General features: G+C 68.3%; 24 protein-coding genes. 10 read left to right on the forward strand and 14 right to left on the reverse strand.

All coding sequences use genetic code 11. The annotated features are described in order from the left end of the window. Positions 1-6: 6 nt before the first annotated feature. Positions 7-192 (reverse strand): hypothetical protein, encoded by a 186-nt coding sequence (locus ABGB19_RS25125; protein WP_347688710.1) that lies wholly within the window; start codon positions 190-192, stop codon positions 7-9. On the opposite strand from ABGB19_RS25125, the gene ABGB19_RS25130 reads away from it, so the two are divergent. Both ABGB19_RS25130 and ABGB19_RS25135 read left to right on the forward strand, forming a co-directional pair. Beyond that, positions 187-477, forward strand: coding sequence for a hypothetical protein (locus ABGB19_RS25130; RefSeq protein ID WP_347688711.1), 291 nt, complete (start codon positions 187-189; stop codon positions 475-477). The two genes, ABGB19_RS25125 and ABGB19_RS25130, sit on opposite strands and share 6 nt — an antisense overlap. Positions 478-777: 300 nt before the next feature. After that, the gene (locus ABGB19_RS25135; RefSeq protein ID WP_347688712.1) at positions 778-1,014 is read left to right on the forward strand and encodes a CsbD family protein; all 237 of its coding nucleotides are present in this window, start codon (positions 778-780) and stop codon (positions 1,012-1,014) included. Between the two features lie 58 nt (positions 1,015-1,072). Here the strand turns inward: ABGB19_RS25135 and usfY are convergent, their stop codons facing one another. The 4 genes from usfY to ABGB19_RS25155 all read right to left on the reverse strand — a co-directional run bounded on the left by usfY (position 1,073) and on the right by ABGB19_RS25155 (position 3,250). Beyond that, entirely contained in the window at positions 1,073-1,381 is a 309-nt protein-coding gene (gene usfY / locus ABGB19_RS25140; protein ID WP_347688713.1) for a protein UsfY, read from the reverse strand. A gap of 103 nt (positions 1,382-1,484) precedes the next feature. Further along, positions 1,485-2,117 (reverse strand): NAD(P)H-dependent oxidoreductase, encoded by a 633-nt coding sequence (locus tag ABGB19_RS25145; RefSeq protein ID WP_347688714.1) that lies wholly within the window; start codon positions 2,115-2,117, stop codon positions 1,485-1,487. Continuing rightward, positions 2,114-2,485, reverse strand: coding sequence for a hypothetical protein (locus tag ABGB19_RS25150; protein WP_347688715.1), 372 nt, complete (start codon positions 2,483-2,485; stop codon positions 2,114-2,116). Before ABGB19_RS25150 ends, ABGB19_RS25145 begins: the two co-directional genes overlap by 4 nt. An 84-nt stretch (positions 2,486-2,569) precedes the next feature. After that, on the reverse strand, positions 2,570-3,250 hold the full coding sequence (locus ABGB19_RS25155; protein WP_347688716.1) for a PAS and ANTAR domain-containing protein: 681 nt from the start codon (positions 3,248-3,250) through the stop codon (positions 2,570-2,572). A 116-nt stretch (positions 3,251-3,366) separates the two neighbouring features. On the opposite strand from ABGB19_RS25155, the gene ABGB19_RS25160 reads away from it, so the two are divergent. Then, the gene (locus tag ABGB19_RS25160; RefSeq protein ID WP_347688717.1) at positions 3,367-3,924 is read left to right on the forward strand and encodes a restriction endonuclease; all 558 of its coding nucleotides are present in this window, start codon (positions 3,367-3,369) and stop codon (positions 3,922-3,924) included. Here the strand turns inward: ABGB19_RS25160 and lat are convergent. After that, positions 3,917-5,281 (reverse strand): L-lysine 6-transaminase, encoded by a 1,365-nt coding sequence (gene lat, locus ABGB19_RS25165; RefSeq protein WP_347688718.1) that lies wholly within the window; start codon positions 5,279-5,281, stop codon positions 3,917-3,919. The two genes, ABGB19_RS25160 and lat, sit on opposite strands and share 8 nt — an antisense overlap. A 208-nt stretch (positions 5,282-5,489) precedes the next feature. Further along, positions 5,490-5,966: an Lrp/AsnC family transcriptional regulator gene (locus ABGB19_RS25170; protein ID WP_347688719.1), complete on the reverse strand. Its 477-nt coding sequence runs from the start codon at positions 5,964-5,966 to the stop codon at positions 5,490-5,492. A gap of 31 nt (positions 5,967-5,997) precedes the next feature. Between ABGB19_RS25170 and ABGB19_RS25175 the strand changes: the two genes are divergently transcribed. Continuing rightward, entirely contained in the window at positions 5,998-7,236 is a 1,239-nt protein-coding gene (locus ABGB19_RS25175; RefSeq protein WP_347688720.1) for a VOC family protein, read from the forward strand. Next, positions 7,233-8,807, forward strand: a complete 1,575-nt coding sequence (locus ABGB19_RS25180; RefSeq protein WP_347688721.1) for an aldehyde dehydrogenase family protein — start codon at positions 7,233-7,235, stop codon at positions 8,805-8,807. Before ABGB19_RS25175 ends, ABGB19_RS25180 begins: the two co-directional genes overlap by 4 nt. Here the strand turns inward: ABGB19_RS25180 and ABGB19_RS25185 are convergent. Together ABGB19_RS25185 and ABGB19_RS25190 are read right to left on the reverse strand one after the other, a co-directional pair. After that, complete coding sequence (locus ABGB19_RS25185) at positions 8,804-9,643, reverse strand: glucose 1-dehydrogenase (RefSeq protein WP_347688722.1); 840 nt, start codon at positions 9,641-9,643, stop codon at positions 8,804-8,806. The two genes, ABGB19_RS25180 and ABGB19_RS25185, sit on opposite strands and share 4 nt — an antisense overlap. A gap of 125 nt (positions 9,644-9,768) precedes the next feature. After that, entirely contained in the window at positions 9,769-11,220 is a 1,452-nt protein-coding gene (locus tag ABGB19_RS25190; RefSeq protein WP_347688723.1) for a lipase maturation factor family protein, read from the reverse strand. 296 nt (positions 11,221-11,516) lie between these two features. Here ABGB19_RS25190 and ABGB19_RS25195 point away from each other — a divergent pair, with 296 nt between their 5' ends. The 3 genes from ABGB19_RS25195 to nei2 are packed head-to-tail and all read left to right on the forward strand — an operon-like array spanning position 11,517 to position 17,589. Further along, positions 11,517-12,167, forward strand: a complete 651-nt coding sequence (locus ABGB19_RS25195) for a TetR/AcrR family transcriptional regulator (protein ID WP_347688724.1) — start codon at positions 11,517-11,519, stop codon at positions 12,165-12,167. A 39-nt stretch (positions 12,168-12,206) separates the two neighbouring features. After that, positions 12,207-16,784 (forward strand): ATP-dependent helicase, encoded by a 4,578-nt coding sequence (locus tag ABGB19_RS25200; protein WP_347688725.1) that lies wholly within the window; start codon positions 12,207-12,209, stop codon positions 16,782-16,784. A 28-nt stretch (positions 16,785-16,812) separates the two neighbouring features. After that, positions 16,813-17,589: an endonuclease VIII Nei2 gene (gene nei2 / locus ABGB19_RS25205; RefSeq protein ID WP_347688726.1), complete on the forward strand. Its 777-nt coding sequence runs from the start codon at positions 16,813-16,815 to the stop codon at positions 17,587-17,589. Between the two features lie 83 nt (positions 17,590-17,672). Here nei2 and ABGB19_RS25210 read toward each other — a convergent pair whose 3' ends face one another. Both ABGB19_RS25210 and ABGB19_RS25215 read right to left on the reverse strand, forming a co-directional pair. Next, a complete protein-coding gene (locus ABGB19_RS25210; protein WP_347688727.1) occupies positions 17,673-18,773 on the reverse strand; it encodes an acyl-CoA desaturase in 1,101 nt (366 codons plus the stop codon). A 19-nt stretch (positions 18,774-18,792) separates the two neighbouring features. Next, positions 18,793-19,851: an FAD-binding oxidoreductase gene (locus ABGB19_RS25215; RefSeq protein WP_347688728.1), complete on the reverse strand. Its 1,059-nt coding sequence runs from the start codon at positions 19,849-19,851 to the stop codon at positions 18,793-18,795. A gap of 216 nt (positions 19,852-20,067) precedes the next feature. Between ABGB19_RS25215 and ABGB19_RS25220 the strand changes: the two genes are divergently transcribed. Next, positions 20,068-20,757 carry a TetR family transcriptional regulator gene (locus ABGB19_RS25220; RefSeq protein ID WP_347688729.1) on the forward strand — a complete coding sequence of 230 codons (690 nt, stop codon included), beginning with the start codon at positions 20,068-20,070 and terminating at the stop codon, positions 20,755-20,757. 27 nt (positions 20,758-20,784) lie between these two features. Further along, positions 20,785-21,570, forward strand: coding sequence for an enoyl-CoA hydratase-related protein (locus tag ABGB19_RS25225; RefSeq protein WP_347688730.1), 786 nt, complete (start codon positions 20,785-20,787; stop codon positions 21,568-21,570). Here the strand turns inward: ABGB19_RS25225 and ABGB19_RS25230 are convergent. From ABGB19_RS25230 to ABGB19_RS25240, 3 genes are all read right to left on the reverse strand, one after another. Beyond that, a complete protein-coding gene (locus ABGB19_RS25230; protein ID WP_347688731.1) occupies positions 21,539-22,309 on the reverse strand; it encodes an SDR family oxidoreductase in 771 nt (256 codons plus the stop codon). The two genes, ABGB19_RS25225 and ABGB19_RS25230, sit on opposite strands and share 32 nt — an antisense overlap. Before the next feature lie 5 nt (positions 22,310-22,314). Next, a complete protein-coding gene (locus ABGB19_RS25235) occupies positions 22,315-23,214 on the reverse strand; it encodes an NAD(P)H-binding protein (RefSeq protein ID WP_347688732.1) in 900 nt (299 codons plus the stop codon). A gap of 119 nt (positions 23,215-23,333) precedes the next feature. Then, positions 23,334-23,600, reverse strand: coding sequence for an RNA-binding protein (locus ABGB19_RS25240; protein WP_347688733.1), 267 nt, complete (start codon positions 23,598-23,600; stop codon positions 23,334-23,336). Positions 23,601-23,800 lie beyond the last annotated feature (200 nt).

A 23,800-nucleotide genomic window follows, 5' to 3' on the forward strand; every position in this document is an offset into this window, starting at 1 on the left:
ACCAAGTCAGGTCAGCCCGATGTCGGCCGGCAGGGTCACTACGACGAGAATCCCGCCGCCGATGGCGGTCGGGCCGGGCTGTGGACGTTGGGGGCTCTGACGCCGGGAGTCGTTGCGCATCAACTGGTTGATCGCCGTGACGAGTTCGCAGGGGCTCTTCGGTCGCACCAGCCGTCCGGTGACGTCGTGCACGACGCTGTCGACCAGTCCCCCGATCGCCGATGCGACTATACGCGCCGTTTCGGCCCCGGCACGGTTGGCTATTCGACCGGCATGCAGGACTACGACGGACTTCCCGACGATGTGCCGGTGGCCGACGCGATCGAGCAACAGCGCGCGGCGACCGAACCGGTTTTCGACGAGGAAGTGTCCGCCGAGCCGCGCGACAATCCTCCGTTGGAGGCGCCTCCCGCCGATTGGCAGGAGCAGCTCGAGACGGTCGATCTGGACCCCGAGGAGGACGTGGCCGAGGACTGACGCACGTTCCGTCATGCGTGCCCGGGGGCACGGTTGGCCCCGAGTCCGGACGGTGAACTGGCCGCATTCCCGCACCCAAGGCGGTGTCGCAAACCAAAGATGTTCGTAGGCAATCAATTTAGGTGAACAATGGCGACTTCAGACAGCATCGCCGCCGGGGGTCCACCCGGCCGATAGTGACGCTAACCACCGCCGCCGCCCCCGCCCTCGTGTTTAGCGCTTCGGGGGCTCGGGAACACGTTGCATGCACGGGGAGGTCCCCCGGGGCAGACCAGTCCACGCACAAGCGGGAAGGTAAGCATGACCGAGAAGAACAGTGGCCCCCAAGAAGGCATCAAGGGTGTCGTCGAGGACGTCAAGGGCAAGACGAAGGAAACGGTCGGCACCGTCACCGGACGTGACGACATGGTCCGCGAGGGCAAGGCCCAGCAGGACAAGGCCGACGCGCAGCAGGACGCCGCGAAGAAGGAAGCCGAGGCCGAGTCCGCGCGGGCCGGTGCGAAGGCTGCCGAGAAGCGTCAGGAGTCCGAGCAGTAATACGGACTGACACAACGAGAAAGCCCAGCCGGTCGGCTGGGCTTTTTCGTTGCGCCGCTCACCTCGTCGGCCGTTGCCGTTCGGTGTCGGGATGCTCTGCGTACCAACGTTCTTCGATCTTGCGCACGCGACGGTGCTCGATCAGGAACCAGGCGAGTGAGATCACGAGCACAACGGCGGCGATCACCACCAGAATGGTCCCGACGTCGGGATGTCCGCTGCCGAATGCCGCCAGGCCGCCGACGAACGAGACCAGCGCAATGCCGAGTAGCACCAGCGCCGGCAAGTTCTTGGTGTCCTTCATCGTTTCCCCGGCGTGCGGCCGCGTCGTCCTCGCGTGGTCGACGGGATCCTTCGGGCTCTTCATCGGTACTCCTCTCTCGGCATACCTCCGCCCCGTGGTGATGGGCTGATGTCAACGGTAGAACTACCCCGGTGCGCCGGGACAGAAACCGCAGGAGCGCCGAACATCACTGGTAGGGCGGATATTCGTCGTCCCGCAGGACGTTTGCGAGGTGCACGGCGTTGCGGGCGAGCGCCTCGTTCGTCGATACCACGGCCTCGGGCACCCGATCGAGGTCCTTGAAGTCGGTGCTCTCCATCGCCTCACCGGTCCAGTAGGTGCCACCCTGGGCGGGAATGGTGTAGCCGATGTCGTTGAGCCCCTGGAAACAGTCGGCGATGACCTTCTGTGCACCGTCCTCGTTGCCGACGACGGCGACCACGGCGACCTTGCCGACCATGATCGGCCTGCCCGCGTCATCGGTGTTCGACAGCTCAGCATCGAGGCGTTCGAGCACCCGTTGCGTGACACTGCTCGGGTGACCGAGCCAGATCGGCGTGGAAAGCACCAAAATGTCAGCGCCGAGCAGTTTCTCCCTGATATGCGGCCATTGGTCGCCGTCGCCCATGTCGGCCTCGACGCCCGGCGCGATCGCGTGGTCGACACACCGCACGGACTCCGTCGTCACCCCGGCGGCGCGCAGCTGCTCGCACACATGCTCGGCCATCAACGCGCTACTCGACTCGGCCGGGCTGGGCTTGAGGCTGCACACCAGCGCCACCGCGGTCAACGGGCGGCCGGTGTCGGCCGGGGCCGTCATGCGCCGAGCACCGTGATGCCGGCCAGGGCGGGCATGCTGGTGGTGAGAGCCAGGAGCATCAGGGTCAGCAGGAACCACCCGGCGCCGTGCCATGCCCACGACGTCCGGCCCTCTCGCGACGTCTGATGCGTCCGGACGAAGGCGCGCACGCCACCGGCGAGCAGAACGCCCGGCGCCGCCAGCGCCAACAACGTCCGCTGCGGCGGGCCGCAGGCGACACTGTCGGCGGTCGCACCCTGGCAGGTACTGACCCAGACCACGGCGGTGAGCAGGAAAACGGCGCCCAGCACCGCGACGCCGAGAGCGAACCGTACGGCGTCTCGGACGGCCGCGTCGACGTCTCGCAGGTCGCCAGGACTGTCGTACACGGAAGGTTCTCTCCCCGAAATCGTTGCTGGAACACCGCTGTTGTGACGGGCGGCAGGGTTCCCGAACGGTTCGCTGGATAAACCTCAGGAGTCGGTGCGCAGGTGCGCGGTCAGCAGCAACCGGTCGTAGACGGAGCGGGGTGGCAGCTCCTCGTCGTAGGTCAGTTCGAGGAAGTCCATGGCGATCTGCTCGGCGAGCACGCGCAGCTTGGTGTTGGTCTCCTGCGAGCGCCACCGCAACAGTTCGAACGCCGATTCGGCCGAGATGCGGTAGACGAGCATCAACATGCCTTTGGCCTGTTCGATCGCGGCGCGGGCCTGCGCGATCTCGGCCACCGCCGCGGTGATCATCTTGTCGTGACGCTCGACCGTCGACGGGGTGACGTCGACATAGAACCCGTGCGTACCGACGACCACCCCGCTGTCGTCGTAGAGCTGGTCCCCCACCACCACGACGTGGTGCACGTCGCCACGGGTGTCGATGATGCGGTGCCGGGTGGAGAACGCGCCCGAGGTGCGCCTGATCTCGTCGAGCGTCGCGGCCACCTGCCCGTAGTCGTCGGGATGCTTGTGCGACAGCACCAGATCGGTGGTCGGCACCGTCGAGCCGGGCTCGTACCCGTGCATCCGCTCGACCTGCGGCGACCACTCCCACCGTTCGTCGGCGAAATAGAACCGGAACCACCCGACCCGCTGGGGGTCACCCCCCGCGAGCGCCTGCTCGACGGGCGTCTGCCCCTCGACGTCGGCCAGCTCATCGGTCACGAAAGGAAGATTAGCGCGGCAAACCGCAAGGTCCACCGTGCGTGGAGCATTTCGCTTCTCGGACAACGCTGCGCGGCGACGCTGCGGAGTCGGTGCGCACCTCTACGATTCGCCGCGTGGCGGTGAAACGGTATGCGCTGACCGCCGTCGCCGCAGCGGTGGCGGCCTGGCTGCTCGGCGTCGCGCCGCAGTGGAGCCTGGCGATCGGGCTCGTCGCGCCCCTGGCGATCGTTGCCGTGCCGCGCTTCGTCGTCGGGACGGTCGTCGGCGCCACGACTGCGCGCAGCCGCGAGGATGCCACCGCCGCGATGTCCGGCGAGGAGTTCGAGGACCACGTCGCGCGCATCGCCCGATCGTGCGCAGTGCCCGTCATCATGACGGCCGTCACCGGCGACTGGGGTGTCGACATCATCGTCGGCAGGCGGCCGAACCGGCTGGCCATCCAGTGCAAGCGCCAGTCCCGCCCCGTCGGGGCGAGCGCCGTGCAGGAGGTGGTGGCGGGCGCACCGATGCAGGACTGCACCAAGACGATGGTCGTGACCAACCACGACTTCACCCCGGCCGCACGCAGACTCGCCGAGCTGCACGGATGCGAACTGGTCGGCGGCGCCGAGCTGCCCCGCCTGCGGTCGACGATCCGGCGGCTGCTCGAACCGTCGGCGGAGGTCAGCTGAGCGCGTCGCGGACGGCCTCGACGGCCGCGTCGATCTCCTCGCACGACACCGTCAGCGCCGGCCGGAACCGCACGCTGTCCGGACCGCTGGCGAGCATGATGACCCGCCGCCGCCACAGCTCGCGTAGCAACGCGTCACGCTGGGCCGCGGTGGGCAGGCTGAACGCGCACATCAGGCCGCGCCCGCGCACGTCGAGGACCACGCCGGGGAACTCCTCGGCCAGCCGGTGCAGCCCGTCGAGCAGATGGCGGCCCGCCGTCGCGGCGCGGACCATCAAGCCGTCGCGCTCGATCACCTCCAGGATCCGCCGGGCCCGCACCATGTCGACGAGATTGCCGCCCCAGGTGGAGTTGATCCGCGAGCTGACGGCGAAGACGTTGCCTGCGACCTCGTCGACCCTTGTCTTCTTGTGCTCCTCGCGTGCGCGGCCGCCCGCCATGATCCCGCACACCTGCGTCTTCTTGCCGAACGCCACCACGTCGGGCGTCACGCCGAATTGCTGGTACGCCCACGGCGTCCCAGTGAAGCCGCACCCGGTCTGGACCTCGTCGAAGATCATCAGGGCGTCGAACTCGTCGCACATCCGGCGCATGGCCGCGAAGAACTCCGGCCGGAAGTGACGGTCCCCGCCCTCCCCTTGGATCGGCTCGGCGATGAAGCAGGCGATGTCGTTGGGGTGCGCCTCGAACGCGGCGCGGGCCTGCCGCAGCGACTCGGCTTCCAATGCGGCGATGTCGGCACCGGGGCGAAGGTAGGGAGCGTCGATTCGGGGCCAGTCGAACTTGGGGAACCGAGCCACCTTGTTGGGGTCGGTGTTGGTCAGCGACATGGTGTAGCCGCTGCGACCGTGGAAGGCGCCACGCAGGTGCAGCACCCTGCTGCCCAGGCGCGGATCGACCCCGCGGGACTCGTTGAGCCTGCTCTTCCAGTCGAAGGCGACCTTCAACGCGTTCTCCACGGCCAACGCTCCGCCGTCGACGAAGAAGAGGTGCGGCAGATCCGGATCGCCAAGCACCCGGGCGAAGGTGTCGACAAACCGCGCCATCGCCACGGTGTAGATGTCGGAGTTGCTGGGCTTGTTGACCGCGGTTCTCGCGAGTTCGGCCAGGAAGTCCTCGTCGCCGGCCAGCGCGGCGTGGTTCATGCCCAGCGCCGAGGAGGCGAAGAAGGTGAACATGTCGAGGTAGCGCTCGCCGCTGCGGGCGTCGACCAGCCACGACCCCGCCGACCGCTCGGTGTCGAGCACCAGGTCAATACCGTCGGCCAGGATGCTGCGTGCCAGTACGGCGTGCACGTCGTCGGGGTGGATGTGCGTCGCCGGTCCGGCCATGTCGAGGCGCGTCAAGACATCGGTCATGACGCCATGGTAACCGAAAGAATTCCCTTCATATTCCACCCAGACCGGAAGATTTCCGGTTTCGATGCCGCGAGACCGGCAATGCCCATGCCTCCGAGCCCACCCGCCCCCTGCCCCGGACCCGGATTGTTTGGCGGCGCTAGCGGTCGCAGCGGTCGGCCGCCGCTAACCGGAAAAACCACTGCCTAGCGGCAATAGGCCGGAATAATTACGGTACGAACTGCCTTCCTTCGTAAAACGTCTGTAAGATGATCGTGCTGCGGGTGCGCACGTTCGCCGCGGTGCGGATCTGCTGGAGCAGGTCCTCCAGAGCTCGTGCCGACGCGACCCGCACCAGCAGCACGTAGCTCTCCTCGCCGGCGACCGAGTGGCACGACTCGATGGCCGCTATGTGCGCGAGGCGCGCGGGCGCATCATCGGGTTGAGACGGATCGAGAGGGGTGATGGCGACGAACGCCGACAGCTGGTGGCCGACCGCTTCGGGATTCAGCCGCGCCTGGTATCCGGTGACGATGCCCCGCGACTCCAGGCGCCGGACCCGCGACTGCACCGCCGAAACCGACAGGCCGGCCGTCGCGGCGAGATGGGCCAGTGTGGCACGGCCGTCGGCGACGAGCTCACGCGCCAGGATGCGGTCGACCTCGTCCAGATGCGCGGCGACGGGGTGGTCCTCGGCTTCACCCATGGCCGCACTGTATCCGAGTGGGTGAGCCGCGATGAGTCAACGCTCGGACCGCTGGGAGACCTGGCAGCTGCGCGCGGAGTTCGCCGCCGCGCTGTCGCGGATGTACGGCTCGGAGGTGCCGGCCTACACCACACTCGTCGACGTCAGCGCCGAGGTGAACCGCAACTGCGTCGCCGCCACCCCCGGCACCGAGCGGTTGGGCACCTTGGCGCGGGTCACCGCCGAGCGCCACGGCGCGATCCGGGTCGGCAGCCCGCGCGAACTCGCCGACGTCGCCGACCTGTTCGCCGCATTCGGGATGTACCCCGTCGGCTTCTACGACCTGCGCGACGCCACCCCGCCGGTCCCCGTGGTCTCCACCGCCTTCCGGCCGATCGACTCGGAAGAGTTGTCGCGCAACCCGTTCCGGGTGTTCACCTCGATGCTGGCCAGTGCCGACGGGCGCTTCTTCCCTGCGGACCTGCGCGCCCGGGTCGACGCATTCGTGGCGCGACGGGGGCTGTTCGACCCGGCCCTGCTCGCCGAGGCGCGACGCATCGCCGCTGAGGGTGGCGCCGACCGCGAACGCGCGCGACACTTCGTCGGAGCCGCCGTGTCGGCGTTCGCTCTCTCCCGTGAGCCGATCGATCGGGCGTGGTACGACGAGCTGACCCGAGTCTCGGCGGTCGCGGCCGACATCGCCGGGGTGAGCACCACCCACCTCAACCACCTGACACCGCGGGTGCTCGACATCGACGAGTTGTACCGGCGGATGGTCGAGCGCGGTGTCGCGATGATCGACGCGATCCAGGGGCCGCCGCGGTGCGACGGGCCGGCAGTGTTGTTGCGGCAGACATCGTTTCGTGCGCTGGCTGAACCGCGCCGGTTCCGCGACGCCGACGGAACCGTGTCCGAGGGCACGCTACGGGTGCGCTTCGGCGAGGTGGAACAGCGCGGCGTGGCGCTCACTCCCGCCGGTCGCGCGCGCTACGACCGGGCGATGGCCACCCCCGACCCCGCCGCGGTGTGGTCCGACTACTTCCCATCGACCTACGTCGAACTCGCGGCGTCGGGCCTGGCGTACCACCGCGGCGGCAACCCCGCCGAACCCGTTGTCTACGAGGACTTCCTGCCCGCCTCGGCCGCGGGCATCTTCCGCTCCAACCTCGACGCCGACGCCCAGGCCGGAGCGGGCAGCGACGACACGCACTACAGCCAGGACTGGATGGCCGGTCAGATCGGCCATCACATCCACGACCCCTACGCACTCTACGAGAAGGCGGCATCATGACCACCACGACTACTTCGGCGCTCCCGACCGCGGATGCCCTGCGGACGAAAGTCCTCGACGCACTGCGCGCCGTCGGGTGGCACGGCGAACTCGGCGAACCGGGTGTCCACGGAGCCGGGGGGCCGGCGACATCAGGCTGGGGCCTGCACGCCAGCACACCCATCACCGGCGATGTGCTGTTCACCATGGCCGAGACCACGCCGGAACAAGCCGACGAGGCCATCGCCCAAGCGGCGCAGGCGTTCTCGACGTGGCGCACCACGCCGGCACCGGTGCGCGGCGCGCTGGTGGCCCGGCTCGGCGAGCTCCTGGTCGCCCACAAGGCCGACGTCGCGACGCTGGTGACCATCGAGGCGGGCAAGATCACCTCCGAGGCGCTCGGCGAGGTCCAGGAGATGATCGACATCTGCCAGTTCGCGGTGGGCCTGTCTCGCCAGTTGTACGGCAAGACGATCGCATCCGAGCGGCCGGGGCACCGGCTGATGGAGACCTGGCACCCGTTGGGTGTGGTCGGGGTGATCACCGCGTTCAACTTCCCCGTCGCGGTGTGGGCGTGGAACACCGCGATCGCGCTGGTGTGCGGTGACACCGTGGTGTGGAAGCCGTCCGAGCTGACGCCGCTGACCGCGCTCGCATGCCAGGCGCTGATCGAGCGCGCGGCCCGCGATGTCGGCGCGCCCGAAGGGGTGAGCCGCCTCATCCAGGGCGGCCGCGACGTCGGCGAGCGCCTGGTCGACGATCCGCGGGTGGCGCTGCTCTCGGCGACCGGCTCGGTCCGGATGGGTCGGCAGGTCGGACCGCGCGTGGCGCAGCGGTTCGGCAAGGCACTCCTGGAACTGGGCGGCAACAACGCGGCGATCGTCACGCCGTCGGCCGACCTGGATCTCGCCGTGCGCGCGATCGTGTTCTCGGCCGCCGGAACGGCGGGCCAGCGGTGCACCACGCTGCGCCGGCTGATCGTGCACACCTCGATCGCCGACGAGCTCGTCGACCGGATCGGTGCGGCGTACCGACAACTGCCCCTGGGGGATCCGGGGGTGGACGGCACCCTGGTCGGGCCCCTGATCCACGAGACCGCCTACCGCGACATGGTGCGGGCTCTCGAACGGGCCGCTGCCGACGGCGGCGAGGTCATCGGGGGCGAACGCCACCACCTCGGCGACGAGAGCGCTTACTACGTCGCACCCGCGGTGGTACGCATGCCGGCCCAGACCGCCGTGGTGCACGACGAGACCTTCGCCCCGATCCTCTACGTCATGACCTACACCGATCTCGACGAGGCGATCACGCTGAACAACGCTGTTCCGCAGGGGCTTTCGTCGTCGATCTTCACCGTCGACGTGCGGGAAGCCGAACGGTTCATTGCCGCCGACGGGTCGGACTGCGGCATCGCCAACGTCAACATCGGAACGTCGGGCGCGGAGATCGGCGGGGCGTTCGGCGGTGAGAAGCAGACCGGGGGCGGCCGCGAATCGGGCTCGGACGCCTGGAAGGGCTACATGCGCCGCGCGACCAACACCGTCAACTACTCGTCGGAACTGCCGCTCGCCCAGGGCGTCCACTTCGGCTAGAGGATCGGCCTGCCGCCTGTCACCGCCACCCGCGCACCGGTCACATAGCTGGCCTCGTCGGACGCGAGCATCACGTACACCGGCGCCAGCTCCACCGGTTGACCGGCGCGTCCCAGCGGCACGTTCTCGCCGAAGGATTCGACCTTCTGCGGCGGCATCGTGGCCGGAATGAGAGGCGTCCAGATCGGACCCGGCGCAACGCTGTTCACGCGGATGCCCTTCTCGCCGAGAAGTTCAGCGAGGCTGGCCGAGAAGTTCGCGATGGCCGCCTTGGTCGCGGCGTACGGAGCCAGCTTCGGGTTGGGCATGTCCGAATTCACCGACGAGCTGCCGATGATGGCCGCGCCGGATTCCATGTGCGGCAGTGCTGCCTTGACGAGGTAGAAGTAGGCGCCGATGTTGAGGCGGAAGGTGTAATCCCACTCCTCGTCGGTGATCTCGTCGAGGCTGTCGTGTGTCATCTGGTACGCGGCGTTGCTCACCAGAATGTCGATGCCGCCGAACTCCTCGACCGCCTTGTCGACCACCGCCCGGCAGTGCGCGGGATCGGAGAGGTCACCTGACACCAGCACGCACTTGCGCCCCGCCTCGGTCACGTAACGCTCGACATCGCGGGCGTCCTCGTCCTCGTTGAGGTAGGCGATCAGCACGTCGGCGCCTTCGCGCGCGAACGCGATCGCGACGGCACGGCCGATGCCACTGTCACCGCCGGTGACGATCGCGCGCTTGCCCTCCAGTCGCCCGTGACCTCGGTAGCTGGTCTCGCCGCAGTCGGGCACGGGCTGCATCTGGGACTGCACCCCCGGCGGCGATTGCTGCTGCTGTGGAAAACTCATCCTCATCCTTCGTGTGCTGTTACTCGCTGCGGTGTTGCGGTTGCATGTGCTGGGTTACCCCGACTTCGCCGCCTTACGCGACCGGGCTCGGGCGCTACCGAGCCGGCATTCGGGCGTAGGGGCCGTCAACCCCTGCGGGCGCCACGCTCGGCGATCTCATGCGTGATCGGTGGAACGAATTCGCCCAGCAGGTCGCGATGCCACCAGGAACGTTCACGCCGGAGTTCCTGCCAGGTGGTGAACCGGTACCGGTACAGCTGAACCCGCACGTATTGCGGTGCAGAGTCGGGAAACGGATTGTGGTGCAGCAACTTCAGGGTCCGCTCGTCGTTCTCGAGAAGCCTGGCCAGGAACCGAATCAGCCAACGCTGGGCGTAGGCGGGGGAAAGCGCAGCGAACCACATCAGCCAGTCCAGGCGCAGGTGGTACGGGGCCCACTGCCGAGGAAGCCGACGCGTGTCGCCCGGCTTGCCCTTGAACTCGTACTCTTTCCACTCCGGTTCGCCCGAGAGATCGGTGGCGGCGGCGCCCTCGATCACCAGTTCATCGCGCGTGCGGCCGATGGCACCGAACGCACCATAGGTGTTGCCCAAGTGGAGGGCGTTGAAAGCGACGTTCATTCGTTGGCTTCGCGACACCATGTTCGTCACCGGCGCGTAGCTGAGAATCAGCATCGAGACCGCGGCTGCGATCACGACACCGATGAACCACGTCGGTGTCGCCGGAGTCGACGGCGGATCCGGCAAGGGCAACAGCAGCGCTGCGGATGTGTGGTCCACCGTGCTGAAAGCCAGGACGATCGTCAGCCAGTTGAGCCAAGCGAAGTTACCGGACAGCACAAGCCACGCCTGGGTGACGATCACGATCAGCCCCGCAGTACCGGCCACCGGTTGGGGCGCGAACAACGCGAAGGGAACGAGCAACTGGGAGAAGTGGTTGACGGCAACCTCGATCCGGTGGAGTGGTTTGGGCAGGTGGTGAAAGAACCAACTCAGCGGACCTGGCATCGGCTGAGTCTCATGGTGGTAGTACAGGCAGGTCAGATCCCGCCAGCAGCGGTCGCCCCGCAGCTTGATCAATCCCGCGCCGAACTCCACCCGGAACAACAACCAGCGCATCAACCAGATCACCAGCACTGGCGGTGCGATCTGCTCGTTGCCGAGGAAGATCGCGAGAAAGCCGGCCTCCAGCAGCAGCGATTCCCATCCGAACCCGTACCACTGTTGGCCGACGTTGACGATCGAGAGGTACATGAACCAGATCAGCAGCCAGGCCGGCATGGCCAGCCACAGCGGCACCAGATCGGCTGCGCCGGCGACGAGCGCCAGCGAAGCGGCGACACCCAGCCAGCAGACGATCGCGAAGAACCGGTCGGAGTAGTGGAGGTGGAAGATGCTCGGTGCCGCTCGAAATGAGCTGCGCGACAGGTATTCTGGTATCGGCAGCATCCCGTGCTCGCCGATCAGCGGCCGGAACTGCCGTGCGGCGCCGAGGAAAGCGATCGCATAGATCGCCGCGATCCCGCACTGCAGGACCTCTCTGGCGAACCAGTATTCGGGGGCGCTGAACCACTCCATGCCTGTGTTGCCGTGTTCAGTAGAAGGATTCGAGTTGCGTGCTCGCCGCAGCGGTCACCGAGGCACCCGGCGGATTACCGACGCGTCGCCTTCGTCGTCTTGCGGGGCGACGACCCGCGGGCGCGCGAGGACGTGCCTTTCGCTGTGGTGGCGTTCACGGTCTGGCAGGCCAATCGGGTCGCGCCTCGAGCAATGTCCATCGTCATCCCTGCCTCGGTATGCGGATAACTGGGTAAAGGTACCCGCCCGACGTGACCCCAACCCACTGTTGGACATGTGTCAATTACGATGGCGGGATGGCTGAGACGCGACGACGCCTGTCGCCCGACGACCGCCGCAACGAACTGCTGGCGCTCGGTGCGGAGGTGTTCGGTCAGCGGCCCTACGACGACGTGCGCATCGACGAGATCGCCGAACGCGCCGGCGTGTCCCGCGCGCTGATGTACCACTACTTCCCCGACAAACGCGCGTTCTTCGCCGCTGTCGTGCGCGCCGAGGGCGAGCGGTTGTTCGCGGCCACCAACACGCCGCCCGAGCCCGGGCAGAGCCTGTTCGACCAGCTGCGCGAGGGCGTGCTCGCATACCTGCGCTACGACGAGGACCATCCGCACGGCGCATGGGCGGCGTATGTGGGAGTGGGCCGGTCGGATCCCGTCCTGCGCGGCATCGAGGACGTCGACACCGACCGACAGGCCGACAGGATCGTCCACCGCATCTTCGGCGCCTTCGGCGACGGGCTGGACGCCAAGGTCGAACGCGACCTCCGGATCACCGTCTACGGCTGGCTGGCCTTCACGTTCGAGATGTGCAGACGGCGGCTGATCGACCCGTCGATCGACGCCGGTCAGGTCGCCGACGCGTGTGCCCACGCGCTACTGGACGCGATCGGGCGCGTACCGGGCATTCCGTCCGCCCTGAGCGAAGCGGTGGCATCCGAACACCGGTGACCCCCGGCTTGTCGGTGGGCGGGAGCAGTATGGGTAGCGATGAGCACCACCGCCCTCGCCCGCTTCAGTGAGCTGACCCAGGAGTGGTTCACCGGAACGTTCGCCGAGCCGACGCCCGCCCAGGCACAGGCCTGGTCGGCGATCGCCGACGGCGACAACACCCTGGTCGTAGCGCCGACCGGGTCGGGCAAGACGCTGGCGGCGTTTCTGTGGGCGATCGACCGCCTGGCGGCCGGCGAGCCGCGGCCGGCCAAGGCGGGTACTCCCCTCGCAAGTTGGGGCCCCAGCGTGCTGTACGTCTCGCCGCTCAAGGCGCTGGCCGTCGACGTCGAGCGCAACCTGCGCACCCCGCTGACAGGCGTCGCCCGGGTGGCCGAGCGGCGCGGAGTGCCCGCGCCGCAGATCAGCGTCGGCGTGCGGTCGGGTGACACCTCCCCCGCGCAGCGCCGCGCGCTGATCACCTCCCCGCCGGACATCCTCATCACCACCCCGGAGTCGCTGTTCCTGATGCTGACGTCGGCGGCCCGCGACACGCTCGGCGAGGTGCAGACGGTCATCGTCGACGAGGTGCACGCCGTCGCGGCCACGAAGCGGGGCGCTCACCTGGCGCTCTCGCTGGAGCGCCTGGACGAGCTGCTCGACACGCCCGCACAGCGGATCGGATTGTCGGCGACCGTCCGGCCCGCCGAGGAGGTGGCGCGCTTCCTGTCGGGGCAGGCCCGCACCACCATCGTCGCGCCGCCGGCGGCCAAGACCTTCGACCTGTCGGTCCAGGTGCCTGTGCCGGACATGGCGAACCTCGAGAACAACACCATCTGGCCGGACGTCGAGGAACGCATCGTCGACCTGATCGAGACGCACAAGTCGTCGATCGTGTTCGCCAACTCGCGACGGCTCGCGGAACGACTCACGTCGCGGCTCAACGAGATCCACGCCGAGCGATCCGGCGTCGAACTGGAGACCGGCCCCAACAACGGCGTCGCGGGCGGGTCACCCGCGCACATCATGGGCAGCGGGCAGGCGTGCGGTGCGCCGACGCTGCTCGCCCGCGCGCATCACGGATCGGTCAGCAAGGAGCAGCGGGCGCTGGTCGAGGACGACCTCAAGAGCGGCCGGCTCAAGGCGGTCGTCGCGACGTCGAGCCTCGAACTCGGCATCGACATGGGCGCGGTCGATCTCGTGATCCAGGTCGAGGCTCCGCCGTCGGTGGCCAGCGGCCTGCAGCGCATCGGCCGCGCCGGCCACCAGGTCGGTGAGATCTCCCAGGGCGTGTTGTTCCCCAAGCACCGCACCGACCTGATCGGCTGCGCGGTGACCGTGACACGGATGCTCGCCGGCGAGATCGAGACCATGCGGGTGCCCACGAACCCGCTCGACGTGCTGGCCCAGCACACCGTGGCGGCGTGCGCGCTGGAACCGCTCGACGCCGACCGCTGGTTCGACGCGGTGCGGCGCAGCGCACCGTTCGCCACGCTGCCCCGCAGCGCCTTCGAGGCGACACTGGACCTACTGTCCGGCAAGTATCCGTCGACCGAGTTCGCCGAGTTACGACCGCGTCTTGTGTACGACCGCGACGCCGGCACACTGACCGCCCGCCCCGGCGCGCAGCGACTGGCGGTGACCAGCGGCGGCGCCATACCCGACCGCGGCCTGTTCACGGTGTACCTGGCCTCCGAGTCCGAAAAGCCCTCCCGGGTCGGCGAACTCGACGAGGAGATGGTCTACGAGTCGCGGCCCGGCGATGTCATCTCGCTGGGCGCGACCAGCTGGCGGATCACCGAGATCACCCACGACCGGGTGCTGGTGATCCCGGCGCCGGGCCAGCCCGCGCGGCTGCCGTTCTGGCGCGGCGACGGCGTCGGGCGTCCCGCCGAGTTGGGCGCCGCGGTCGGCGCGTTCACCGGGGAGCTCGCGCGGCTCGGCAAGGACGCCTTCGTCGACCGCTGCCGCGCAATGGGTTTCGACGAGTTCGCCTCGGACAACCTGTGGCGGCTGATCGACGACCAGCGGCAGGCCACCGGTGTGGTGCCCTCGGACACGACGTTCGTCGTCGAACGGTTCCGCGACGAGCTCGGCGACTGGCGCGTCATCCTGCACTCGCCGTACGGGCTGCGGGTGCACGGGCCGCTCGCGCTGGCGGTATCGCGACGGCTGCGGGAGCGTTACGGCATCGAGGAGAAGCCGACCGCCTCCGACGACGGCATCATCGTGCGGCTGCCCGACACCGAAGACGCCGCTCCCGGAGCGGATCTGTTCGTGTTCGACGCCGACGAGATCGAACCGATCGTCACCGTCGAGGTGGGCGGCTCGGCACTGTTCGCGTCGCGGTTCCGCGAGTGCGCTGCCCGCGCCCTGCTGCTGCCGCGCCGTCATCCCGGCAAGCGCTCGCCGCTGTGGCACCAACGCCAGCGCGCCGCCCAGTTGTTGGACGTCGCGCGCAAGTACCCGGACTTCCCGATCGTGCTCGAGGCGGTGCGGGAATGCCTGCAGGACGTCTACGACGTGCCGGCGTTGACCGACCTGATGCAGCGTGTCGCGCAGCGGCGGCTTCGTATCGTCGAGGTCGAGACCACCACGCCGTCGCCGTTCGCGGCGTCACTGCTGTTCGGCTATGTCGGCGCGTTCATGTACGAGGGCGACAGCCCGCTCGCCGAGCGGCGGGCGGCGGCACTGTCCCTCGACAGCGTGCTGCTCGCCGAGTTGTTGGGCCGGGTGGAGCTGCGTGAGCTGCTCGACCCGCAGGTGATCGCCGGCACCACAAGCCAATTGCAGCACCTCAGCGAGGACCGCCTGGCCCGCGACGCCGAGGGCATCGCCGACCTGTTGCGGTTGCTGGGCCCGTTGACCGAGGCCGAGATCGGCGAGCGCTGCACCACATCAGAGGTGGAGGGCTGGCTCGACGGGCTGCGCGCCACGAAGCGGGCGCTGACGGTCTCTTACGCCGACCGGACCTGGTGGGTGGCCGTCGAGGACATCGGCCTGCTGCGCGACGGCGTGGGAGTCGCGGTGCCGGTGGGCGTACCGGCGGCGTTCACCGAATCGGTCGAGGATCCGCTGGGCGAGCTGCTCGGCCGTTATGCGCGTACCCGCGGACCGTTCGCCACGCACGATGCGGCCGCCCGGTTCGGCCTGGGCCTGCGGGTGACCGCCGACGTACTGAGCCGAATGGCGATCGACGGCAAGCTGATTCGGGGCGAGTTCACTGACATCCCCGTGTCGGACCACGGAGCAGGTGAGCAGTGGTGTGACGCCGATGTGCTGAAGATCCTGCGGCGGCGGTCGCTGGCGGCGCTGCGTGCCCAGATCGAGCCGGTCAGCACGACCGCCTACGGCCGATTCCTGCCCGCCTGGCAGCAGGTCGGCTCGGCGCACAACACCGGCATCGACGGCCTGGCCTCGGTGATCGATCAGCTTGCGGGCGTGCCGATTCCGGCGTCGGCGGTCGAACCGCTGGTCTTCGGCCAGCGGGTGCGCGACTACCAGCCGGCGATGCTCGACGAGCTGCTCGCCTCCGGGGAGGTCACCTGGTCCGGTGCGGGCCAGATCGGCGGCGGAGACGGGTGGATCGCGTTCCACGTCTCGGAGTCGGCGCCGTTGACGCTGAGCGCCCCGACCGAGATCGAGTTCACCGACACCCACCGCGCGATCCTGGACACCCTGGGGGCGGGTGGTGCGTACTTTTTCCGTCAGCTTGCCGACAACCCCGGCGAGGAGCTCAAAGCGGCTCTCTGGGAACTGATCTGGGCAGGCTGGGTCACCGGGGACACCTTCGCCCCGGTGCGGGCCATGCTGATGGGCACGCGTAGCCAGACGGGTCGGCGCGGCGCACCGGCACACAAGCAGAAGCAGCGAGCACCGCGGTTGAGCCGGTACAGCGTCGCGCACGCCCAGGCGCGAACCCCGGATCCGACGGTGGCGGGCCGCTGGTCGGTACTGCCGACGGCCGAGCCGGAGTCGACGGTGCGCGCACACTTCCAGGCCGACCTGCTGCTCAGCCGCCACGGGGTCCTGACGAAGGGGGCGGTCGGCGCCGAAGGCATTCCTGGTGGCTTCGCGATGCTCTACAAGGTGCTGACCGCGTTCGAGGATGCGGGACGGTGCCAGCGCGGCTATTTCGTCGAGTCGCTGGGCGGCGCGCAGTTCGCGGTGGCGTCCACGGTGGACCGCCTGCGCACCTACCTCGACGGCGTCGACCCGGACCGTCGGGAGTACCACGCGGTGGTGCTTGCCGCGGCCGATCCGGCCAACCCGTACGGCGCCGCGCTGCCGTGGCCGACGAAGCGGTCGGCCGACGAGGACGTCACGCACCGCCCGGGCCGCAAGGCCGGCGCGCTGGTGGCGATCGTCGACGGTGAACTGGCGTGGTTCCTGGAACGCGGCGGGCGCTCGCTGCTGAGCTTCACCGGCGACGCCGATGCGCACGCCGCCGCGGCGGCCGCGCTGGCCGACCTGGTCGGCACTGGGCGGGTGGGGTCCTTCTTGGTGGAGAAGGTCAACGGCGTGCCGGTACTGGAACCGGGCGCCGAGGGCGAGGGGGCCGGTGAACGAGCCAAAGTGCACGATGCGCTGCTCGGCGCCGGGTTCGCCCGCACACCGCGCGGCCTGCGTCTGCGCTGATGCCGCGGTGACCCGGATACGCTGAACCATGCCCGAAGGCGACACCGTATTTCGCGCCGCGACCAAGCTCCGCGAGGCGCTGGTCGGGAAGGTGCTCACCCGCTGCGATGTGCGGGTGCCGAAGTTCGCGACCGTCGACCTCTCGGGCTGCGTCGTGGACGAGGTGCTGAGCCGGGGCAAGCATCTGTTCATCCGGGTCGGCGGGGAGGCCGGGGTCAGCATTCATTCCCACCTCAAGATGGAAGGCGCCTGGCTGATCGGCGGGCAGATCCGTCGCGTACCCGAATACAAGATTCGAATCCTGCTGGCAACGGACGACTCTCGGGCCGCGGGGGTGGACCTCGGTGTGCTGGAGATCCTGAAACGCGACCACGACATGGAGGCCGTCGCGCACCTCGGGCCGGACCTGCTCGGCGACGATTGGGAGCCCCGCATCGCCAGGGCCAACCTGATCGCCGACCCCGACCGGCCGTTGGCCGAGGCCCTGCTCGACCAACGGGTGATGGCGGGCGTCGGCAACGTCTACGCCAACGAACTGTGCTTCGTGACCGGTTATCTGCCCACCACCCCGGTGAGCAACGTCAAGGACCCGCTGCGCATGGTGCAACGGGCCCGAGACATGCTGTGGTTGAACCGGTCTCGCATCAATCGCACCACGACGGGTGACACGCGAAGTGGCCGCGATCTATGGGTGTACGGCCGCCGCGGCAGACCGTGTCGCCGGTGCGGCACACCGATCGAGTCGGACGGCCCGGCCAACCCCGGCGACCGGGTTTCCTACTGGTGTCCGGTCTGCCAGACCTGAGCCGCTTCGATCTGGTGAAACTACGGTTCTCGACAGTTTCGCGATTTCCCCGTCGACGACCGTAGTCTCGAAGCCGATTTCGCTCAGCCCGGCAGGGCCAGCCTGACGATCTTGCGCACGACGGTCGCGAACTGGCGCGGCAGCGATCCCTTGTTGTACGGGATGCCGTAACGGTCGCAGATCTCCTTGACGTCCTCGGAGATCTCGGCGTGGCGATGCGCCGGGATGTCGGGGAACAGGTGGTGCTCGATCTGGAACGACAGGTTGCCGCTCAGGATGTGAAAGAGCTTGCCGCCGGTCAGGTTCGCCGATCCGAGCACCTGCCGGAAGTACCACTGTCCGCGGGTCTCGGCCTTGGTCTCCTCGATGGTGAACTCCTGGACGTCGTCCGGGAAGTGGCCGCAGAAGATGATCATGTAGGACCACACGTTGCGCATCAGGTTGGCGGTGAGGTTGCCCGCCAACACCCACGGCGCGACCGGCCCGGCCAGCAGCGGGAAGGCGACGTAGTCCTTGAGCGTCTGGCGCTTGGTCTTGCGCCAGATGCCTTCCAGGATCTCACGCTTGTCGCGGATGCTGATCTCGCCCGAGCGGATCCGTTCGGTCTCCAGTTCGTGCAGCGCGACGCCGTACTGGAACAACACCATCAACAGAAACGCATACACCGGATTGCCCAGGAAGTACGGAGTCCACTTCTGGTCCTTGCTCATCCGCAGGATCCCGTAGCCCACATCGCGATCCATTCCGACGATGTTGGTGTAGGTGTGGTGCATGTAGTTGTGCGAGTGGCGCCACTGGTCCGCAGGGCACGCGGTGTCCCACTCGAATTTCTGGCCCGACAGAGCAGGATCGCCGGTCCAGTCGTACTGGCCGTGCATGACATTGTGACCGATCTCCATGTTGTCGAGGATCTTCGACAGGCCCAGCATGGCGGTGCCAGCCAACCAGAACGGCGGGAAGATCCCCCCGAACAACATCGTGCGACCGCCGACCTCCAAGGCGCGCTGCGCCTTGATGATTCGACGGATGTAGTCGGTGTCGCGCTCGCCGAGGTCGGCGATGACCCGGTCCTTGAGCGCGTCGAGCTCGCGGCCGAACTCCTCGGCCTGCTCGGGGGTCAGGCTGATCGTCTTGCCCGCGACGGTCTTCTCGAGGGTGCGCGGTTGTACGGTGGTGACAGTCATTTCGGACTCCTTTGCGATCTCAGAGCGCGATGTCGACGTCGCCGAGGGGGACGGACACGCAGAGCTGCACGTCCTCCTCTTCGGGACTCGACACCGTGCCGGTGATCAAATTCTTGACAGCGCCGCGGGTTTTGCGGCGAGTACAGCTGTGGCAGATGCCCATTCGGCATCCGCTTTCGGGATTGAGGCCGGCCGCCTCGGCCTGTTCCAGCAGCGGGCGGCCGTCGTCGGCCACCGCGACGCTGCTGTCGGTGAAGGCGACCAGGCCACCGGATGCTTCGGCAGGCACCGTGAAACTCGGCGGGACGAAGCTCTCGGAGGCGACGTTCGGGCAGTACTCGCGGACGCTGTCCACGAGCTCCGGCGGTCCGCACACGAACACCGCGTCGGGCTCGGGCATTGCTGCGGCGAGGTGGGCGGGGCCGAACCGGCCCTCGAGATCGGAGCCGGCGGTCTCGCGGGTGTAGCCGTGCAGAACCCGCACGCCCGCCATGCTGTCAAGCTCCAACCGGTAACTCGCCTCCTCGGCGGACCGTGCGTAGTGAATGAACGCGATCTCGCCGTCGAATTGTGCGGCGCGCAGGGTCCGCAGCATCGACATGACCGGCGTGATGCCGCTGCCGCCCGAGACGAACAGGATTCGTCGCGGGCGGGTGGAGGTCGGCAGGACGAACTCGCCGCCGACGGAGTCCAACCCGACGACCATGCCGGGACGGGCGTGGTCGTTGAGGTAGGTGGACACCAGCCCGCCGTCGTGGCGGCCGACGGTCAGCTCGATGTGGCGAGCGCCCTCGGCACTGGCCGGGGAATACGGGCGGGTGCGGCGACGACCGTCGATCTCGACGGTGAGGTTGATGTGCTGGCCGGCGCGGTGGCCGGTGAACGCCTGATTCGGCTCGAGGGTGAGCGTGACGCTGCGCGGCGTCTGCCGGCGGACAGCAACCACCGTCGCGCGGGCGTCCGCCCCCGTCCAGGTCGGGGCGACGAGCTCGGTGTACCGGTCCACGCCATGGGGCCCGGTGAGCAGGTCGACCAGCGGAGACCGGAGCACCCGCTGCGTCAAAGTTTGAGTGAACATATGTACACAGTGAGCGTTGAAGGGCGTGATGGTCAAGGTAACCGGCCAGTTTGTGGCGGCATTCACATTTGTAAACAGTCGTACGCTCACTTCACGTCTACCGACCTCGCGGGCGATGCACGCCGCCAGGCCCGGCAAGCGGGACCCGACGCGCCGAAAAGTGACTTCTGACGATCGCCGAAGCCGATCGCTGGTAAACGTCTGTACGCTGACCTGGTGGCCAGTGAACATCTCAGTGCGCGGGCCGCTCGATCGAGCCGGTCACACTCGAGCCGCTCCCGCCAGCGCGACAGCTCGACGCGCGAGGAGCGCAAGGAGGCCACGCGCCGCGCCATCGTCGCGGCCGCCCTCAAGCTGCTCGAGGACCGCAGCTTCTCCGCGCTCAGCCTGCGCGAGGTGACCCGCGAGGCCGGCATCGTTCCTGCCGCGTTCTACCGGCATTTCGAGTCGATGGAGGCGCTCGGCCTCGTCCTCATCGACGAGTCGTTCCGCAGCCTGCGCGAGATGCTGCGCGGGGCGCGCGCCGGCAAGCTCGACCCCAAGCGCGTGATCGAGTCCAGCGTCGACATCCTCATCGACGGCGTCAATCAACGTCGCGAACACTGGCGGTTCATCGGCCGCGAGCGATCCAGCGGGGTCACCGTCCTGCGCTATGCCATCCGCACCGAAATCCGGCTCATCACCTCGGAATTGGCCATCGACCTGGCCCGCTTCCCCGGTCTGAACACCTGGAGCGGCGAGGACCTCAACATCCTCGCCAGCCTGTTCGTCAACTCCATGATCGTGATCGCCGAGGCCATCGAAGACGCCCACGACCAGGCCGCGCTCGACGAGATCAAGCGCGTTGCGGTCAAACAGCTTCGCATGATCGTCGTCGGCGTCGCCGGCTGGCGCAGCACCGTATGAGAACCCGCGCGGGGCTAGCGTGGGCGCATGTCGCATCTGGAATTGGACTACCCGCGCCCCGACATCGCCGTCCTCACCCTCAACCGGCCGGAGAAGCTCAACGCACTGTCGTATGAACTGGTCGAGGACCTGCATGCCACCCTGCAGCGGGTCGACGCCGACAACGACTGCCGCGCGGTGGTGCTCACCGGCGCCGGCCGCGGCTTCTGCTCGGGGCTGGACCTGACCGACCCCAACCCGAACAAGGCCGGCGAAGGCGTCGAGTTCCCCCGCTCGGGCATGCGATGGCAGGAGCGCATCGCCGACCTCACCGCACGCATCCACCGGCTGCGCCAACCCGTGATCGCCGCGGTCAACGGCGTCGCCTACGGCGGCGGCATGGGCATCGCCCTGGCCTGCGACATCCGCATCGGCGAACCCTCCGCGCGGTTCTGCACCCAATTCATCAAGCTCGGCCTCGGCGGCTGCGACATCGGGGTCAGCTACACGCTGCCGCGGATCATCGGCGCCGGACCCGCGTTCGACCTGATCCTCACCGCACGTGCGGTCGAAGCCGACGAGGCGCTGCGTCTCGGGCTGGTCTCCCGGCTCTCGGCAGAAGGGGCGGTCGTCGACGAAGCGCTTGCCATCGCAGAAACCCTTTGCAGCTACGGCAAATTCGGCCTGGAATCCACCAAGCAGGTGTTATGGGCGAATCTCGAGGCATCGAGCTTGGAGGCGGCTCTGCACCTGGAGAACCGCAGCCAGATCCTGTCCTCCACCAGCGGCGAGATGCGCGAGGCTAGCGAGGCGTTCCGCCGCCGTCCACGATGATCACCGTGCCGGTCATGTAGCTACCGGCATCCGACGCCAACAACAGAGCGGCACCGATCATTTCGTCAGGCGACGCCAGCCGTTTCATCAAGGTGCTGCGGGCCATGCCCTCGATCGCCTCCTGCGGGTTGTTGCGCATCATGTCGGTGTCGACAGGCCCGGGCGCGATCGCGTTGACGCGGATACCTGACGGAGCGTACTCGGCGGCCATCGACCGCGTGAACGACATCAGTGCGGCCTTGTTGGAGGAGTAGATCGAGGTCATCGCCGAGAAGTTGAATGCGCCGACCGAAATCATGTTGATCACAGAGGCTTTCGCGCTAGCCTTGAGATAGGGCAGCGCCGCCTGAACGAGGAACACCGGCCCGCGCAGATTGACCTCGTAGGACTTCGTGAGCGCCTCGGGGGTCATTTCCCCGAGCGGCTGCGCCAGCGCATTGGCAGCGTTGTTGACCACGACGTCGACGCCGCCGAACTCGTCGACGGCCTTGCACACCAGCGCTTCGAGGGCCTCGACGTCACCGAGATGGGTCGGCACCCCGATGACCTGACCACCGAGCGCGCGCAGATGCTGGGCGGCCTCCTCGCACGCATCGCGCTTGCGACTCGCCACCACCACGCGAGCCCCTGCCAACGCGAAGCCCTCGGCCAACGCCAGGCCGATCCCCCGGGTGCCGCCCGTCACGATGACGGTGCGGTCGGTCATGTCGAAGAGACGGTCGAATGCAGCGCGGTCCACGGCCGTCAGTCAAACAGATCGCGGTGTGCGGCGACGAACTGCTCGACGGTCTCGGCGGGCCGCCCCAAGATGTGTTCGACGTCGTCGGTGGCTCGTTCGTAGCGATGCGCGCGATGCAGCAGCGCCATCGTCGCGATGTGCTGCTGGACGTGTTCGGGCAATCCGATCGCGGCGAGCACCTCGCGCCGCCACTCGTCGTGGGGCGTGTCCTCCCCGGATATCGGCCTGCCGAGCGCGCGGCCGTACCGCGTGGCCAGAGCAGCGATGTCGAGCACTTCCGGGCCGGTCAACTCGTAGACCTTGCCGATGTTGTCGACAGGATCCTGCAGGATGGCGGCGACGACGGCGGCCACATCGGCGGCAGAGATCGGTGATGTGCCGCCCGAACCGAACGGCAGGGCTAACACATCGCGCTCTTTGACCGAGCGTGCGGCCAGCCACGTGAACAGCGGGTTGTCGAGGAATACCGTTGGCCGGACGTGGATCACGGGAAGCGCCGACCAGTTCAGCACATGTTCGGCCAACCAGTGCAGCCGGTGCTGGTGTGACTCCTCGGTGCTGGTCAACGTCATCTGCGACACCGTCATCTGCGACATGTTGACGATCGCCTCGAGATCGCCCTCCTCACGCGCCACGGCGCACACCTCGGCGGTCGCCGCCAAGTAGTCCGGGGACACGCTCATGTTGAAGAACATGCGACGTACGCCGCGAATCGCCGCCAGGATGTCACCTGCCCTGGTCAGATCGCCGACGATGACCTCAGCGCCGACAGCGCGAAGCCGCTCGGCGCGGTCGTCGTCGCGGCGCACCATCGCGCGCACCGGTTCGCCGAGCCCGACCAGCAGCTCGACGACCCGCCGGCTGACACTGCCTACGGCGCCACCGGCACCGGTGATGAGGTACACGTCCTCAGCCGGCCAGCGCCAGGGCCGGTGTCGCGATCAGATCGCCTCGCTCCAGCGCGTCGATGCAGCGCTGGTGAGCTTCGAGGTACTTCTCGTCGGTCGCCATCGCGCGCTCGCCGTCAGATGCACCCGCTGACGCTGATGCGGCGGCCGACGTTGGCGCACACGTCCACGTTCGGCGCCGGCGGTATGTACACCGGCGGCGGTGGCGGTGGCGGCGGAGGAGGCAATTGGTTGAGATACGACAGCGGATCAGCACATCCGGTGACGTCGACGAACCTGCCGCCGACCGAACCGCACAGCGTCGCCTCCGCCTCGGGCGCGCTGACGGTCACCAGACCGCCGGCGAACAGCACCGCGGCGGCGCACAGCCCAATCTTGCGCACGTCTCCTCCTCCGGCGACCGACGCCCGGCGGTCAGCCGGGTCGATTGTCGCAGCCAAGGACCCGGACGGAGGCTGAACCGATCAGGCGGCGGTAACGATCACCGTCCGCGCGTCGATGTGTTGGTCGATGCGCCTGCCGATCCCGCTCCGTCTCGACACCGACAATTGTTTGCTCTCAGCGCCCGAGACTTCGTCTGAGC

Source organism: Mycobacterium sp. B14F4 (assembly GCF_039871645.1).
GTDB lineage: Bacteria > Actinomycetota > Actinomycetes > Mycobacteriales > Mycobacteriaceae > Mycobacterium.